Below are 15,043 nucleotides of genomic sequence, written 5' to 3'. Positions count from 1 at the left end.
GCCTGGGATTGAGCGAGGAGCGTGCCTGCAAGTCGGCCTTCAATGGCCGAGGCCCGTGGTGGAACTCAGGAGCGCCGCATATGAATCAGGCGCTGCCGAAGAAGCTATGGGACAGACTTGGACTGGTCTCGATACTGGATACGATCAATCGGCTTAACCGCATGGCCTGAACCGCCGTGTACGGAACCGTACGCACGGTGGTGTGGGAGGACGGCGGCCGTGAGGCCGCCTCCTACCCGATCCTGGCAGAAAGCCGGGTGTTGATGCACGGCAGTTCGGGTTTGCTGTACCTGGACTACAGTGATTTCTCCTTACAGGCGGTAATGGAGAACGTTCATGAGCATGATGAAAGCAGCAGTGTTTATCGAACCTGGGCGCATCGAATTGGTGGATAAGCCGATTCCGTCGGTCGGCGCTAATGACGCCTTGGTGCGCATTACCACCACCACTATTTGCGGCACTGATGTGCACATCCTCAAGGGCGCATATCCGGTCGCCAAGGGCCTGACCATTGGCCATGAGCCCGTCGGTATCATTGAGAAGCTGGGCAGTAATGTGCAGGGCTATAAAGAAGGGCAGCGGGTAATTGCCGGTGCTATTTGCCCGAGCTTTACCTCGTATGCCTGCCAGGATGGCGTCCCCTCGCAGGATGGCGGTTGCGCCTGCCACGGTTATAAACCCATGGGCGGCTGGCGGTTTGGCAACACGATCGACGGCACCCAGGCCGAGTATGTGCTGGTGCCTGACGCGCAGGCCAACCTGGCGCCGGTGCCTGATGGGCTGACCGATGAACAGGTGCTGATGTGTCCGGACATCATGTCCACTGGCTTTGCTGGGGCCGAGGCGGCGAATATCAAGATTGGCGACGTGGTGGTGGTGTTTGCCCAGGGCCCCATCGGCCTGTGCGCCACGGCTGGGGCCAAGCTGCGCGGTGCCAGTACCATTATTGCCGTCGACGGTGTCGATCAGCGCCTGCAAATCGCCCACAAGATGGGCGCGGATATCACCCTCAATTTCAATCAGGTCGATGTGGTTGAGGAGATTCTGCGCCTGACCGGTGGACGCGGCGTGGATGTGGCGATCGAGGCGCTTGGCCTGCAGTCCACCTTCGAGAATGCCCTGCGGGTGCTTAAACCGGGTGGAACTTTGTCCAGTCTGGGCGTTTACTCAACCGATCTGGTGATTCCGCTGAGCGCCTTTCATGCCGGCCTGGGTGATAACAAAATCATCACCTCGCTGTGCCCGGGCGGCAAAGAGCGCATGCGCCGCTTGCTGAGCGTGGTGGCCTCGGGGCGGGTTGATCTCGGCGCGCTGGTCACCCACGAGTACCCGCTGGATGACATCGTCGCGGCTTACGAACTGTTCAGCCATCAGCGTGATGGTGTGCTCAAGGTGGCGATCAAACCGTTTTGACGCGTTGCCCCGTCAGCCCAGGCTGATGGGGCGTCAGTTACGGTCGGCCAGGATGCCGATGATAAAGAACACCAGGATCAGTATTGGCGCCAGGGTGAAGTTGTTGAAGAAGCCCAGGCCCTTGGCCAGGTAGGGCGTGGCGAAGATGATCAGCAGGCCATAGCCGACGGCGCAGAGCAGCACGAAGATCAGCGTGCGGAAGATGAAGTTCATGCTGCTGGTATTACGCTGCACCCAGGCATTGATGCCGGGGCCAAATAGCACCAGCAGGGTGGCCATGATGGTCAGTGAAATGTCGTAGAGGTGGCTGCGGCTCCAGCGTGACAGGGTAACGATCAGGTCGAGTAGCAGGTCCATCAAGGTTTCCTTAGCCGTGTGGGCGCATGCGTTAGGGTAGAAAGTGTTGCAGCAGGTCATTGAGAAACAGTTGGCCTTCGCGGGTGGCGCTCAGGCGCGCGGGGTCGCTGTTGAGTAGGCCGCGCTGCTGAGCTTCAAGGCGTGCCGCTGCGAGTTGGCTCAGCGGCAGGCCGGTGCGCTGAGTGAACAGTTCGCTGGCGACGCCGTCGGTGAGGCGCAGCACATTCATCAGAAACTCGAAGGGCAGCTCCTCGGCACTCAGCACCCGTTCGCCCGCATTGAAGCGTTTACTGCTGTCCAGGTAGTCCTTGGGCAGGCGGGTTTTCCAGCTGCGGCTGATGCGCCCATCAGGGCTGCTCAGCTTGGCGTGAGCGCCCGCACCGATGCCGAGAAAATCGCCAAAGGTCCAATAATTCAGGTTGTGCCGTGCGGCTTTGCCGGCCTGGGTATAAGCCGAGACTTCGTACTGCGCGTAGCCTTCGGCGGCCAGCAGCGCTTGGCCGGCCTCCTGAATGTCCCAGAGAATGTCGTCTTCGGGCATCACCGGCGGCTGGTTCCAGAACACCGTATTGGGCTCAACCGTCAGCTGATACCAGGACAGGTGCGTTGGCTGCTGGGCGATGGCGATGCGCAAGTCGCCCAGCGCGTCTTCGATGGATTGATCCGGCAGGCCGTGCATCAGGTCCAGGTTGAAGTTGTCGAAGCCGGCGGCGCGGGCCATGTCGGCAGCGTGCACGGCTTCATCGCCGTCATGGATGCGCCCCAGGGCGATCAGCTTGGGTGCCTGGAAACTTTGCACACCAATCGACAGGCGATTGATGCCCAGGCTGCGGTAGTCGCGAAATTTGGCCTGCTCGAAGGTGCCGGGGTTGGCTTCCAGGGTGATTTCAATGTCCGGCGCAAACGCCACGCGCTGCTCGACGCCTTGCAGCAAACGCCCCAGCGCCTTGGCTGAAAACAGGCTGGGGGTGCCGCCGCCGAAGAAAATCGAGGTCAGCGGCCGGCCATGCACCTGCGCCAAATCGGCATCCAGATCGGCCAGCAGAGCGTCGACGTATTCTTGTTCCGGCAGCGTTGGTCCGGCGGTGTGGGAGTTGAAGTCGCAATACGGGCACTTCTTCACGCACCAGGGGATGTGTATATAGAGCGCCAGTGGCGGCAGCTCGAAGCTGCCGCCGGAGGTGTGGCTCATGCCAGCCCCAGCCGTTGTTTCAGCAGGGCCATGGCGCGGGCGCGGTGGCTGATCTGGTTTTTCTCGGCGGCCGGCAACTCGGCGCTGGAGCAGTCGCGTTCGGGCACCCAGAACAGCGGGTCATAGCCGAAGCCTTCCACACCTTGCGCCGCGTGGAGGATGCGCCCGTGCCAGAGGCCTTCGCAGATGATCGGTAGCGGGTCGTCGGCATGCCGCACCAACGCCAGGCAGCAAACGAACTGCGCGCCGCGCTCGGCATCCGGCACGGCCTTCATCACCTCAAGCAGCTTGGCGTTATTCGCCGCATCGCCCTGGCCATCGGCATAGCGGGCTGAATAGATACCCGGCGCGCCGCCGAGAAAGTCCACCGCTAGCCCGGAATCGTCGGCCAAGGCCGATAAGCCGGAAACACGCGCCGCGTTACGCGCCTTGAGAATGGCGTTTTCGATAAACGATAGGCCGGTTTCTTCCGGCTCGATGGATGAGAACTCACCCACCGAGCGTACGCGCACACTGCTGCCAAGCATGGCTTGCAGCTCTTTGAGTTTGCCGGCGTTATGGCTGGCCAGCACCAATTCGTTGAAGTGGATCATCGGTCTGGGAAAAATTCCTGATTGAAGTCGACGCTGTGCGCTACGCCATCGGCCGCGCGAACAGTGATGGTGAAGCGCAGCATTTCTTGCTGAGTGAAGGGGAACTGCGCCAGGTAATAGATGGCTTCGCCTTCAGTCACCTGCTTGAAGGTCAGCGGCTGGCTGCGCCCGACCAAGTCTTTGACCTCACCGCTGACGCTGGCGTTGCTGGCCTTGCCGTCCTTGAGTACGGAAATGTTGACCACGCCCAGGGTTTTGCTGCGGATCAGGCCGTTGGCGGCGGCAATGTCTGGCTGCAGGAAGCTGGAGTTGAATGCAATGTAGTGCACATCCAAATCGCCAAAGCTCTGCTTGCGTTCAGCGAGCGCAGGCAGACTTAGGCACAGGGCGATAAACAACAGGGCAATGCGATGCATGAGGAATCTCCTGATTCAATCTGAACAACAGCCCGTTCAGCGGTTGGCGTTTACGCCTAGAGTGTTGCGCCGCTAATCCGGTAAATGCCGATTTCACCTAATAGATTAGGCCAGATACGACTGGCCCAGCCGTGCCGATGGTCGCGATCCACAGCCAGGCGGTCTTTGATTTTGGCGCCCTGGTCGTGGCACAGGTTTTCGAAGTCTTCGAAGGTGCAGAAGTGGATGTTCGGCGTGTTGAACCAGGTGTACGGCAAAAAGTCCGACACCGGCATGCGGCCCTTGCTGGTGAGGTACCAGCGGCAGCGCCAATGGGCGAAGTTGGGGAAGGTAATGATGCAGGTTTTGCCAACCCGGAGCATTTCCGCCAAGACCTTGTCGGGGTAGTGCAGGGCTTGCAGCGACTGGGTCATCACCACCACGTCGAAACTGCTGCTAGCAAAGTTGCTCAGGCCTTTATCGAGGTTTTGCTCGATCACGTTAACGCCCTTGCTGACGCACTGGGCGATATTGTCCGCATCGATTTCCAGGCCGTAGCCGCTGACCTGCTTGTGCTCGGTCAGCCAGGCGAGCAACTCGCCGTTGCCGCAACCGAGGTCCAGCACGCGACTGCCGGCGGGAATCCACTCTTGGATGATTTCGAGATCCGCGCGCATGACTACACCTTAATCCGTTTCATATAACTGTCGAACGCCTGCAGGTAGCGCGGAATGGGGATCAGGAAGGCGTCGTGGCCCTGCGGCGCGTCGATTTCCAGGTAGCAGACGTTCTTGCGTGCCGCGGTCAGGGCGTCGACGATCTCGCGCGAGCGCGCCGGAGAAAAGCGCCAGTCAGTGGTGAAGGACATCACACAGAAGTCGGCGCTGACCCCGGCCAAGGTTTTGGCCAGGTCGCCATCGTGCTGAGCCGCCGGGTCGAAGTAATCGAGCGCCTTGGTCATCAGCAGATAGGTGTTGGCATCGAAGCGCGTGGAGAACTCTTCGCCCTGATAGCGTAGGTAGCTTTCCACCTGGAATTCGACACTGTGGAAGTCGTAGTTGAGCTTCTCACTCTTCAGCCCGCGGCCGAATTTCTCGCCCATGGCGTCGTCCGACAGGTAGGTGATGTGGCCGACCATGCGCGCCAGCATCAAGCCGCGTTTGGGGATCACACCTTGTTCCTGGAAGTGCCCGCCATGGAATTGCGGATCGGTAAGAATCGCTTGCCGCGCCACTTCGTTGAAGGCGATGTTCTGCGCCGACAACTTGGGTGCCGAGGCAATGGCCAGGCAGTGGCGCACGCGCTCGGGGTAGCTGATGGTCCACTGCATGGCTTGCATGCCACCGAGGCTGCCGCCAACCACCGCGGCCCACTGCTGGATACCGAGGCTGTCGGCCAGGCGCGCCTGGCTGTGCACCCAGTCTTCCACGGTCATCACCGGGAAGTCCGCGCCAAACGGCTTGCCGGTGGCCGGGTTAAGGCTGCTGGGGCCGGTAGAACCGTTGCAGCCGCCGAGATTATTCAGGCTGACCACAAAGAACTTATTGGTGTCGATGGGCTTGCCGGGGCCGATGCAGCTGTCCCACCAGCCGGGCTTGCGGTCATCCACGCTGTGGTAACCCGCGGCGTGATGATGGCCGGACAAGGCATGGCAGATCAGTACGGCGTTACTGGCCGTGGCGTTGAGCTCGCCATAGGTTTCGAATATCAGCTGATAGTCAGCCAGGCTGCGCCCGCAAGCCAGCGCCAGAGGTTCTGCGAAGTGCAGTACTTGCGGAGTGACCAGGCCAACAGAGTCTTGGGGGAAAACAATCGACATCGACCCTGCTCGCAATAAAGGAAGAGCCGCAGTCTAAAGAGCGCCGCCCCGTGCGGCAAGCACGCGGGGCGGCGGGTGTATGGCGGATAAGGCGCTGTTGGCTGCGGTTATTCGCCCATGCTCTGCGGCCGGCTAAGCCCTGGCAGGCTGACCACCTTAGCCTGGCGTTGCGCGGGGGCCGGGCGGCGCAGAATGCGCAACATGTCGCTGGCCTGCGCCAGTTGCTGCTCCAGCTCGGCGCTGTACCGCGCTAATTGCTGGCCGCGCTGGCGTGCTTGTTGGGTTTCCTGCGCCAGGGCCTTGAGCCGCAGCATGTGAGTTTCCAGCAGCTGTTTGTGTTCCAGGGTGTGCTGCATCAAGGGCATTAGCGCATCGTTGGCCCACTGCTCGGCGTCCTGGCGCATGCGTTGATGCAGGCCGATGACTTCCTGCACCAAAGTGGCGAAGAAGCGTTTGCTCAGGCTGCGCTGTTCGGTCAGCAGGGTTTTCAGCTGCAGGCGGAACTGGTCGGCTTTGCGCTGCTGCTGTTCGAGTTCACGCTTGTAGCGGTTGACGTTGAACTGCGGGGCGTCGACGCCATGCAGTGGGTTTTCTTCGTTGTGCCGCCGGTAGATGGCCGCCACCATGGTGTTGGCCATCTCGGCTTCCTGGCTCAGGTTGTGCAGGTCCTGCTCCACGCTGCGGAAGAAATCCAGGATCGCCTGGTTGATGCCCAGGGTGGTCCAGCTGCCAGTGAGGTCCCGGCGTACGGTGTTGAGGTGATCATCCAGGCGCTCGCTGCGTGAAGCGTGGCGTAGCAAGTCACCCTGGCGCTTGAGCAGGCGCTGATTGGTTTTAAGGCCAAGTAGACGTTTGTGGTGCTGGCTGTGGTCGTCCTTGGTCTTGGCGGTCAGCTCAAAGAGCATCTGGCCATTGTCGTGCTGGTGGTTGCTCAGCAGTGCCTGCTGCTCGTTGACCTTCTCCAGGCGCAGGTTGAGCAGGTGTTGGCTGTTCTGCAGCAGAGCCATTACCTGAAAGACCACGCGGTCTTCGAGCAGGCGCTCTTTCTGCGCGATGATGCGCTCGCACAGCAGGTTTTCCAGGTTGCTTATCTGGCTGCGCGTCAGCAGGTCGGCGTCTTTGCGCACCTTGGCCAGCATGGCCTGTTTGGCCGACAACGGCAGTACGTCTTCAGGGCGGATGCCCAACTGCTTGGCAGTGTTGGTCTGAATGATGCGGATGGCGTTTTGCACAAAGCTCTCGCCCGCCAGGTCATCCCACAGCACGTCGATCTTATTCAGCACGGCGAACAGGCAGGTCTGGGTGTCTTCGTCGAGCTGGCGGATGTGCTGCTGCCACACGGCCATGTCGCTGGCGGTGACGCCGGTGTCGGCGGACAGCAGGAAGATGATCGCCTGGGCATTGGGCAGCATCGACAGGGTCAGTTCCGGCTCGCTGCCGAGGGCATTCAGGCCGGGGGTGTCGAGGATGCGCAAGCCCTGACGCAGCAGCGGATGGTCGAAGTTGACCATGGCATGGCGCCAGGCCGGCACCAGCACTTCACCCGGGCGGTGGGTGCTTTCCAGCATATCCGGGTGAAAGCCCAGGGCTATGGCTTGCTCAACCGGCATGGGCTTGCTGCGGGCCACTTGATTAAAGGCCTGGACCATGTTGTCCGGGTCGCTGAGGTCCAGGGTGATATTCACCCAGTGCCGAGGAACGCGCTTGAACTGCGCGATGCTGGCTTCGGACACCCGTGTTTCGATGGGCAGCAAGCGAATATATGAGCGTTCCGACTGTGGGTCGAAGAACAGCTCGGTGGGGCACATTGTGGTGCGCCCGGCCTGGGACGGCAGCATGCGCTGGCCATAGGACGAGAAGAACAGGCTGTTGATTAACTCGGTTTTACCGCGCGAGAACTCGCCGACAAACGCCAGGGTAATGTGGTCGGTGCGCAGCAGTTTCAGCGCCCGTTCAAGCTTGCCTTCTACGGCCTCTGAGTTCAGCCGATTGCTCACCAGCCAGCTGCGGTAGCGGGTGATTTCGCGCATCAACTCGCGCTTCCAGGTGACGTAGGCGTCAACCTGCTCACTGAGACGTTGCATGCTCATCCTTGGCTTTCCTCTAGTTGGCTCATCCATTGCGGGGCAGTTACCGTGCACCGATTCAACGATGCCGCGCCTCAGGCTGGCGTGGCCGGCAATGTTTTAACACCTGTGGCGTTGCGTCAGGCCCACCCAGTCCATGAATAGGCCTGCCAGGCATTATGCGGGTCGCAGCTGTGGCGTCAATTGCATGCCGTCGTACGCCGCCTTGTGGTCGCTCAGGATGACTGAGTGGTTAGTTCGAGTGCGTCGGGTAGCTGCTGCGGCTGTTTGATGCGTACGCGTTTTTGCCGACTCTGCTGGCCGCTTTCCAGGCTGACTTGGCTTTTACTGACGGCCAAGGCGCTGGCCAGAAAGGCCAGCAGGTGGGCGTTGGCTTTGCCGTCCACGGGCGGGGCGGTGAGGCGAATCTTCAAACGATCACCATGCAGCCCGGCGAATTCGTCACGGCTCGCCTTGGGCTGCAGATGGCATTCAAGGATCAGGTCGTTGCCGTCCCAGCGGAAATGACTCATCTGTCGGTTAGATCGCCAGGCTCAAGCCTTTGAGCATGCCGGTCATGATCGCCAGGTTGCGGATCACCATCATATCGATCAGGTTGAGAATTAAAAACGCCACGATCGGCGACAGATCCAGCCCGCCCATGCTTGGCAGGATGCGCCGAATCGGCGACAGCAAGGGCTCGCATATTTGGTTAACCAGGCCTACCGCGGGGTTTTGGCTGCCTTGCGCGACCCAGGAGAGAATCACGCTGATGATCAAGGCAAAGAAGAACACCTTGAGAAACAGCGCGGTGACGCCAATGATCGACCAGACCAGCAGCTGCACGGGGTTATCCAGGCCATAGCCGAGCAGCATCAGGGTCAGTGCCATCAGCACCAGCTGCACCAGAATCGCTAACACCAGCGACGCCAGGTCCAGCCCGGCCAGGCTGGGGATAACTTTGCGCAAGGGTTTCAGCAGCGGGTGAGTGGCGCGCACGATAAATTGGCTGAGCGGATTGTAGAAGTCCGCACGAACCAATTGCAGGATGAAGCGCAGCAAGACGATCAGCAGGTACAGGCTGCCAATGGTTTGCAGGATATAAACAGCGGCGGTGTTGAGTCCGATCATTTTCGTTCCTTATTGGCCCAGTTGTTCGGCCAGCTCGGCAGAACGGTGGGCGGCAGCGTTAAGTGCTTTTTCGACCAATGCTTCGAAACCATCGGCCTGGAAACTCTTGATGGCGGCTTCGGTGGTGCCGGCAGGCGAGGTGACGCGGCGGCGCAGCTCGCTGGCATCGACATCGCTGGCCACGGCCATGCGCGCCGCCCCAAGGGCGGTGTGCAGGGTCAGTTGGGCGGCGGTGTCACGCGGCAGGCCGAGCTTCTCGCCGGCAGCGGTCATGGCTTCAATCAGCAGGAAGAAGTAGGCCGGGCCGCTACCCGATACGGCTGTTACGGCATCGATCTGCTCTTCTTTATCCAGCCACAGGGCCAGGCCTACGGCGCTGAGCAGCTGTTCGGCCTGCTGGCGCTGGTTTGGTGAAACCTGGGCGTTGCCATACAGGCCGCTGACGCCTTGGCGCAGTAAGGCTGGGGTGTTGGGCATGCAGCGCACGATGGCACGTGGGCCGAGCCAGTTTTCCAGGCTGGCGCAGCTGATGCCGGCGGCAATGGAAACCACCAGCTGCTGCTCGCCGACATGCGCGGCGAGGTCCAGGCAGACGTCTTTCATGACTTGCGGCTTTACCGAGAGCACGATGATGTCGGCATCTTTGATTGCGTCGGCATTGGCGGCGAAGGTTTCGATGCCATGCTCGGTGCTGATTTTGCTGCGCTGTTCGGCTCCACGGTCACTGGCGCGAATGGCGCTGGCGTCGATGCCTTGCGCGCGCAGACCGCCGATCAAACTGGCGGCCATATTGCCTGCGCCGATAAAGGCAATGCGGGGAGTGGTCATAACGGGTTTCCTCAATAAAGGCTCAAGACAAGTTCAATCAGGTCTTGCTGTAATCACGTGCGCCGAACAGTGCAGTGCCAATGCGCACCCAGGTTGCACCTTCGGCGATGGCCGCTTCCAGGTCATGGCTCATGCCCATGGATAAAGTGTCGAGGCCCAGGTTCAGGCCTTGCTGCAGTTCGCGTAAACGGGCGAAGGCGGCGCGTTGCTCAATGGGGTCGTCAGTGGGCTCGGGAATGGTCATCAATCCGCGCAGGCGCAGGTTGGGCAGTTGTGTAACCGCTTGTGCCAGGGCCGGGAGTTCATCGGGGTGACAGCCGGACTTGCTGGCTTCGCCGCTGACATTGACCTGCAGGCAGATATTCAGCGCCGGCAAGTGTGCCGGTCGCTGCGCCGACAGCCGTTCGGCGATTTTCAGGCGGTCCACCGAATGCACCCAGCTGAAGTGCTCGGCAATGGCCTTGGTTTTGTTCGACTGGATCGGGCCAATGAAGTGCCAGGTCAGTGGCAGGTCATACAGCTCGGCCTGTTTATCCAGCGCTTCCTGCAGGTAGTTCTCGCCGAAGTCCTGGGCGCCGGCGGCAAATGCTTCACGCACCGCCGCAGCCGGTTTGGTTTTGCTCACCGCGAGCAGGCCGATAGACCCACAATCTCGCTGTGAGGCTTGCGCCGCCTCACGTATGCGCACTCCGACCTTTGCAATATTCTCTGCTATCGTGGACATTACTCGCGCCCGCCGCCTGGGTTTTGCGGCATTCTACCTGCTTGTCTGTCATTAGGGAGTCCCATGGATATCACTGAATTGCTGGCCTTCAGCGCCAAGCAAGGTGCATCGGACCTGCACCTCTCCGCTGGCCTGCCTCCGATGATTCGGGTTGACGGTGATGTACGCCGGATCAACTTGCCTGCGCTGGACCATAAACAAGTGCATGCGCTGATCTACGACATCATGAACGACAAGCAGCGTAAGGATTTCGAGGAGTTCCTCGAGACCGACTTTTCCTTCGAAGTGCCGGGTGTGGCGCGTTTCCGGGTTAACGCCTTCAACCAGAACCGCGGCTCCGGTGCAGTTTTCCGGACCATTCCGTCGAAAGTGCTGAGCATGGAAGACCTCGGCATGGGCGAGATCTTCCGCAAGATTTCCGATGTGCCGCGTGGCCTGGTGTTGGTCACCGGGCCCACGGGCTCCGGTAAGTCGACCACCCTGGCGGCGATGCTCGACTATATAAACAGCAACAAGTACCACCACATCCTGACGGTCGAAGACCCGATCGAATTCGTGCATGAGTCGAAAAAGTGCCTGATCAACCAGCGCGAGGTGCACCGCGACACCCTCGGCTTCTCCGAGGCCCTGCGCTCGGCGCTGCGCGAAGACCCGGACATTATCTTGGTCGGTGAGATGCGTGACTTGGAAACCATCCGCCTGGCCCTGACGGCAGCGGAAACCGGCCACCTGGTCTTCGGCACTCTGCACACCACCTCGGCGGCCAAGACCATCGACCGCGTGGTTGACGTATTCCCGGCCGAAGAGAAGTCCATGGTCCGCTCCATGCTCTCCGAGTCCTTGCAGTCGGTGATCTCGCAGACCCTGCTGAAAAAAGTTGGCGGCGGTCGCGTGGCGGCCCACGAAATCATGATTGGTACCCCGGCCATCCGTAACCTGATCCGTGAGGACAAGGTCGCGCAGATGTACTCGGCCATCCAGACCGGTGGCTCGCTGGGCATGCAGACCCTGGATTCTTGCCTGAAGACCCTGGTTTCCAAGGGCATCGTTAGCCGTGAAGCGGCGCGCGAGAAGGCCAAAACCCCGGAAAACTTCTAAATCGACAGCGCTTGGCAGGCCGTCGCCTGTCGGGTTCAGCTCAGCGGCAACACACGCGCCTGCCGCTGGCGCTTGCATAACCGCGTGATGCACATGGGCGAACAACGATGGAATTCGAAAAACTGCTGCGCCTGATGGTCGAAAAGGGCGGCTCTGACTTGTTTATTACCGCTGGCGTGCCGCCGTCGATGAAGGTCAACGGCAAGATCATGCCGATCACCAAGACGCCCATGTCGCCTGAGCAGACCCGTGAAACCGTGCATTCGGTGATGAATGAACAACAGCGCCGCGACTTTACCGAGAATCACGAGTGCAACTTCGCCATCAGCGCCCGCGGTATTGGCCGTTTCCGCGTCAGTGCTTTCTACCAGCGCAACCTGGCCGGCATGGTGTTGCGCCGTATCGAAACCAATATTCCGACCCTGGATGAGCTGAAACTGCCGGAAATCCTCAAGAAGCTGGCGCTGACCAAGCGCGGGTTGGTGTTGTTTGTCGGTGCTACCGGTACCGGTAAATCAACCTCGCTGGCAGCGATGATTGGCTACCGTAACAAGAACAGCAGCGGCCATATCATCTCCATCGAAGACCCGATCGAGTACATTCACCAGCATCAGAGCTGCATCGTTACTCAGCGCGAAGTGGGCATCGACACCGAATCTTTCGAAGTGGCACTGAAGAACACCCTGCGTCAGGCACCGGATGTAATTCTGATCGGTGAGGTGCGCACCCGAGAAACCATGGACCATGCGGTAGCCTTCGCTGAAACGGGCCACCTTTGCCTTGCAACCCTGCACGCCAACAACGCTAACCAGGCGTTGGACCGGATCATCAACTTCTTCCCGGCGGACCGGCAGAATCAGGTGTGGATGGATTTGTCGCTGAACCTCAAGGCCATCGTTGCTCAGCAATTAATCCCGACCCCAGACGGCAAGGGCCGTCGCGCGGTGATCGAGGTGTTGATCAACACCCCGCTGGCGGCCGACCTGATTCGCAAGGGTGATGTGCACGAACTCAAAGCACTGATGAAGCGCTCCACCGAACAGGGCATGCAAACCTTCGATCAGGCGCTTTACACCCTCTACAGCCAGGGTGAGATCACCTACGAAGATGCGCTGCTGTATGCGGATTCGGCCAACGACCTGCGTCTGATGATCAAGCTCGGTTCGGAAACCGATGGCGATCACCTGAGCAGCATGAGCCAGGGCTTGTCGCTGGAAGTCAGCGAGGACGATCCGGGTCGGCGTTTCCGCTGAATGGCAATGGTGTCGCGTTGGTGTGGCGGATGCGTTTGCCACCCTGGCGCGCGACAGCCTCGGCCTGGCCATCGCGCTGCGCGCCGGCGCGGGCTTGGCTCATCAGCTTTGGAATCAGCGGGCCTTCGGGCAGATTTTTCCAGAACCGCACCGGCATGTTGGTTTCCAATACGCTGCGGTTTAACCGCGCTGGATTGAAAGTGCTGCCGTAATAGGCCAGCCACAACGCTTCACCATCATCCTCGGGCGTTTGCGCCAGGCGTTGCCACTCCGGGGGGCAGGGCTTTTGGTAATGCAGGCGCTGGCCATCCCAGTACACGCCGTCATCTGGTGTGGCAATCAACCAGGTGCTGCGTCCCAGGCGCTCGGCAAAGTGGCCGCTGGCGCTGGCCAAAATGTCGTGGGCGGGCTCATGCCAGGCCACCAGCTGTGGCCCTTCGGCGTGTTCCGGGCGTGGATGAAAGCGCAAAAAGGCATGTAAATGATGGGCTTCGCGGCGTACCGCCTTGAGTCGCTTGTGCAGCTGGCTGCCGTCGATATCACCGGGCAGCATGGCGGCGCGATCACCCTGAGCGACGCGCCAGAGAATTCGGTACAACAGGCTCCAGCGGTCCTCGACACGAAAGCATGCCGCGCTCTGCAGCAGCGCTAGCAGTTGCCTGGGGATACGCGGCGCCTCAGCTGCAGGCGTTGTATTTACAGGGCTGGGTGCTTGGTCAAACAGGCCGCCGCGGTCGCCGTCACCCCGCCAGTTGACTTGATGCGGTGCCAGACCCTGGCGCAGCAGCGCGCGGGCCGTATCACGCCAGCCAGCAAAGCTGCCATCGAAATGTGCGCTGTGCATTACCACAGTGCCATCTGGGTCGGTGTTTCACTCAATTGCTGGCGCAAGAGGAGTGATTCGCGGCTGGCCTGCAGTGGCCGGTAGTCTTGGGTGACGATAAACGGCTTGGCCTTTTCTAGGGCGCAGCGCAAACGCGTGAGGTCTTCAAAGCGGATACGTCGCTGGCGGCGCAGCGCGACCAAGCGTTTTGCGCTGAGTACGCCGATGCCGGGCACGCGGGCAATCATGGCGGGTTCGGCGCGGTTGAGGTCAACCGGGAAATGCTCGCGGTTGTTCAGTGCCCAGGCCAGTTTCGGGTCGATATCCAGCGCCAGATTACCGGGACCGGTGAGCAGCTCGCTGGCCTCGAAACCATAACCGCGCATGAGGAAGTCCGCCTGATACAGGCGATGTTCGCGAAGCAGCGGCGGCGCTTCGAAGGGCACGGTATTTGGGCTTTGCGGGATTGGGCTGAAGGCCGAGTAGTAAACGCGGCGCAGCCGATAATTGTCATAAAGCGAGGCGGCGGTGTGCAGGATGATGCTGTCATCGGTGGCGTCGGCGCCAATAATCATCTGTGTGCTTTGCCCGGCGGGCGCGAAGCGTGGCGCGCGAACTTCAGCGCGGGCTTCGCTTTCACCCAGATGAATCGACTGCATGGCCTGCTTGATGGTACGCACCTGTTTCTCCGGTGCCAGGCGGACGAGGCTGGCCTCGGTGGGCAACTCGATGTTCACGCTGAGGCGGTCGGCATAGCGCCCGGCTTCGGCGATCAGTAGCGGGTCGGCGTCCGGAATGGTTTTGAGGTGGATATAGCCGCGAAACTCATGTTCTTCGCGCAGCAATTTAGCCACGCGGATGAGCTGCTCCATGGTGTAGTCGGCGGAGCGGATGATCCCGGAGCTGAGAAACAGCCCGCTGATGCAGTTGCGTTTGTAGAAGTCGATAGTCAGGGTCACCACTTCTTCCGGGGTAAAGCGCGCGCGTGGCACGTCGCTGGAGCGGCGGTTAACGCAGTACTGGCAGTCATACAGACAGAAGTTGGTCAGCAGGATTTTCAGCAGGGCCACGCAGCGACCATCAGGGGTGAAGCTGTGGCAGATACCCATGCCGCTGGTTGAGCCGATGCCGCTCTTGCCTTTGGAGCTGCGTGTGGGCGCGCCGCTGCTGGCGCAGGACGCGTCATACTTGGCGGCGTCGGCGAGCACGGTGAGTTTCTCGATCAGCTGCATGGTAGCGCCTGAAATAACTGTTTATGCATACAGTATTTAATAATCTTAGGTAGGCCGCAAGCGCTGCTTTTGCAGTCTGCTCAGCGGATTGCCCCGCTCGGCGAACCTTGCGTAGAGTG

17 protein-coding genes and 1 pseudogene are annotated in these 15,043 nt (G+C 60.6%); 5 read left to right on the top strand and 13 right to left on the bottom strand.

The window, feature by feature from the left end; all coding sequences use genetic code 11:
* From SOP97_RS09575 to SOP97_RS09565, 3 genes and pseudogenes are all read left to right on the top strand, one after another.
* A pseudogene (locus SOP97_RS09575) lies at positions 1-170 on the top strand (group II intron reverse transcriptase/maturase); the annotation flags it as partial.
* Between the two features lie 6 nt (positions 171-176).
* Positions 177-395 (top strand): hypothetical protein, encoded by a 219-nt coding sequence (locus SOP97_RS09570; protein ID WP_322949068.1) that lies wholly within the window; start codon positions 177-179, stop codon positions 393-395.
* Positions 337-1,413: an NAD(P)-dependent alcohol dehydrogenase gene (locus SOP97_RS09565; protein ID WP_322949067.1), complete on the top strand. Its 1,077-nt coding sequence runs from the start codon at positions 337-339 to the stop codon at positions 1,411-1,413. The genes SOP97_RS09570 and SOP97_RS09565 overlap by 59 nt, the downstream gene beginning before the upstream one ends.
* 33 nt (positions 1,414-1,446) lie before the next feature.
* On the opposite strand, the gene SOP97_RS09560 is transcribed toward SOP97_RS09565, so the two are convergent.
* From SOP97_RS09560 to SOP97_RS09510, 11 genes are all read right to left on the bottom strand, one after another.
* A complete protein-coding gene (locus tag SOP97_RS09560) occupies positions 1,447-1,770 on the bottom strand; it encodes a DUF3392 domain-containing protein (protein ID WP_322949066.1) in 324 nt (107 codons plus the stop codon).
* A 31-nt stretch (positions 1,771-1,801) separates the two neighbouring features.
* On the bottom strand, positions 1,802-2,962 hold the full coding sequence (hemW, locus tag SOP97_RS09555) for a radical SAM family heme chaperone HemW (protein ID WP_322949065.1): 1,161 nt from the start codon (positions 2,960-2,962) through the stop codon (positions 1,802-1,804).
* A complete protein-coding gene (gene rdgB / locus SOP97_RS09550; protein ID WP_322949064.1) occupies positions 2,959-3,555 on the bottom strand; it encodes an RdgB/HAM1 family non-canonical purine NTP pyrophosphatase in 597 nt (198 codons plus the stop codon). Before rdgB ends, hemW begins: the two co-directional genes overlap by 4 nt.
* Positions 3,552-3,971 (bottom strand): DUF4426 domain-containing protein, encoded by a 420-nt coding sequence (locus SOP97_RS09545; RefSeq protein ID WP_322949063.1) that lies wholly within the window; start codon positions 3,969-3,971, stop codon positions 3,552-3,554. The genes rdgB and SOP97_RS09545 overlap by 4 nt, the downstream gene beginning before the upstream one ends.
* A gap of 56 nt (positions 3,972-4,027) precedes the next feature.
* A complete protein-coding gene (gene metW, locus SOP97_RS09540) occupies positions 4,028-4,627 on the bottom strand; it encodes a methionine biosynthesis protein MetW (RefSeq protein WP_322949062.1) in 600 nt (199 codons plus the stop codon).
* A gap of 2 nt (positions 4,628-4,629) precedes the next feature.
* Entirely contained in the window at positions 4,630-5,769 is a 1,140-nt protein-coding gene (gene metX, locus SOP97_RS09535) for a homoserine O-succinyltransferase MetX (protein WP_274089207.1), read from the bottom strand.
* A gap of 107 nt (positions 5,770-5,876) precedes the next feature.
* Positions 5,877-7,859, bottom strand: a complete 1,983-nt coding sequence (locus SOP97_RS09530; RefSeq protein WP_322949061.1) for a dynamin-like GTPase family protein — start codon at positions 7,857-7,859, stop codon at positions 5,877-5,879.
* Between the two features lie 212 nt (positions 7,860-8,071).
* A complete protein-coding gene (locus SOP97_RS09525; protein WP_322949060.1) occupies positions 8,072-8,368 on the bottom strand; it encodes a DUF167 family protein in 297 nt (98 codons plus the stop codon).
* A 7-nt stretch (positions 8,369-8,375) separates the two neighbouring features.
* A complete protein-coding gene (locus tag SOP97_RS09520; RefSeq protein WP_274089210.1) occupies positions 8,376-8,966 on the bottom strand; it encodes a YggT family protein in 591 nt (196 codons plus the stop codon).
* A gap of 9 nt (positions 8,967-8,975) precedes the next feature.
* The gene (gene proC / locus SOP97_RS09515; protein ID WP_322949059.1) at positions 8,976-9,794 is read right to left on the bottom strand and encodes a pyrroline-5-carboxylate reductase; all 819 of its coding nucleotides are present in this window, start codon (positions 9,792-9,794) and stop codon (positions 8,976-8,978) included.
* 37 nt (positions 9,795-9,831) lie between these two features.
* Positions 9,832-10,518, bottom strand: coding sequence for a YggS family pyridoxal phosphate-dependent enzyme (locus tag SOP97_RS09510; RefSeq protein ID WP_322949058.1), 687 nt, complete (start codon positions 10,516-10,518; stop codon positions 9,832-9,834).
* 63 nt (positions 10,519-10,581) lie between these two features.
* Here SOP97_RS09510 and SOP97_RS09505 point away from each other — a divergent pair, with 63 nt between their 5' ends.
* Together SOP97_RS09505 and SOP97_RS09500 are read left to right on the top strand one after the other, a co-directional pair.
* Complete coding sequence (locus SOP97_RS09505) at positions 10,582-11,616, top strand: type IV pilus twitching motility protein PilT (RefSeq protein WP_322949057.1); 1,035 nt, start codon at positions 10,582-10,584, stop codon at positions 11,614-11,616.
* A 107-nt stretch (positions 11,617-11,723) separates the two neighbouring features.
* Positions 11,724-12,869, top strand: coding sequence for a PilT/PilU family type 4a pilus ATPase (locus SOP97_RS09500; RefSeq protein ID WP_274089213.1), 1,146 nt, complete (start codon positions 11,724-11,726; stop codon positions 12,867-12,869).
* On the opposite strand, the gene SOP97_RS09495 is transcribed toward SOP97_RS09500, so the two are convergent.
* Together SOP97_RS09495 and SOP97_RS09490 are read right to left on the bottom strand one after the other, a co-directional pair.
* Entirely contained in the window at positions 12,835-13,713 is an 879-nt protein-coding gene (locus SOP97_RS09495) for a TIGR03915 family putative DNA repair protein (protein WP_322949056.1), read from the bottom strand. The two genes, SOP97_RS09500 and SOP97_RS09495, sit on opposite strands and share 35 nt — an antisense overlap.
* Entirely contained in the window at positions 13,713-14,924 is a 1,212-nt protein-coding gene (locus tag SOP97_RS09490; RefSeq protein ID WP_322949055.1) for a putative DNA modification/repair radical SAM protein, read from the bottom strand. The genes SOP97_RS09495 and SOP97_RS09490 overlap by 1 nt, the downstream gene beginning before the upstream one ends.
* Between the last annotated feature and the right edge of the window lie 119 nt (positions 14,925-15,043).

It is taken from the genome of Pseudomonas spirodelae (genome assembly GCF_034653255.1).
GTDB lineage: Bacteria > Pseudomonadota > Gammaproteobacteria > Pseudomonadales > Pseudomonadaceae > Aquipseudomonas > Aquipseudomonas spirodelae.
The sequence above is the reverse complement of the archived record's forward strand: the minus strand, read 5'-3'. Positions and strand labels throughout refer to the sequence as shown.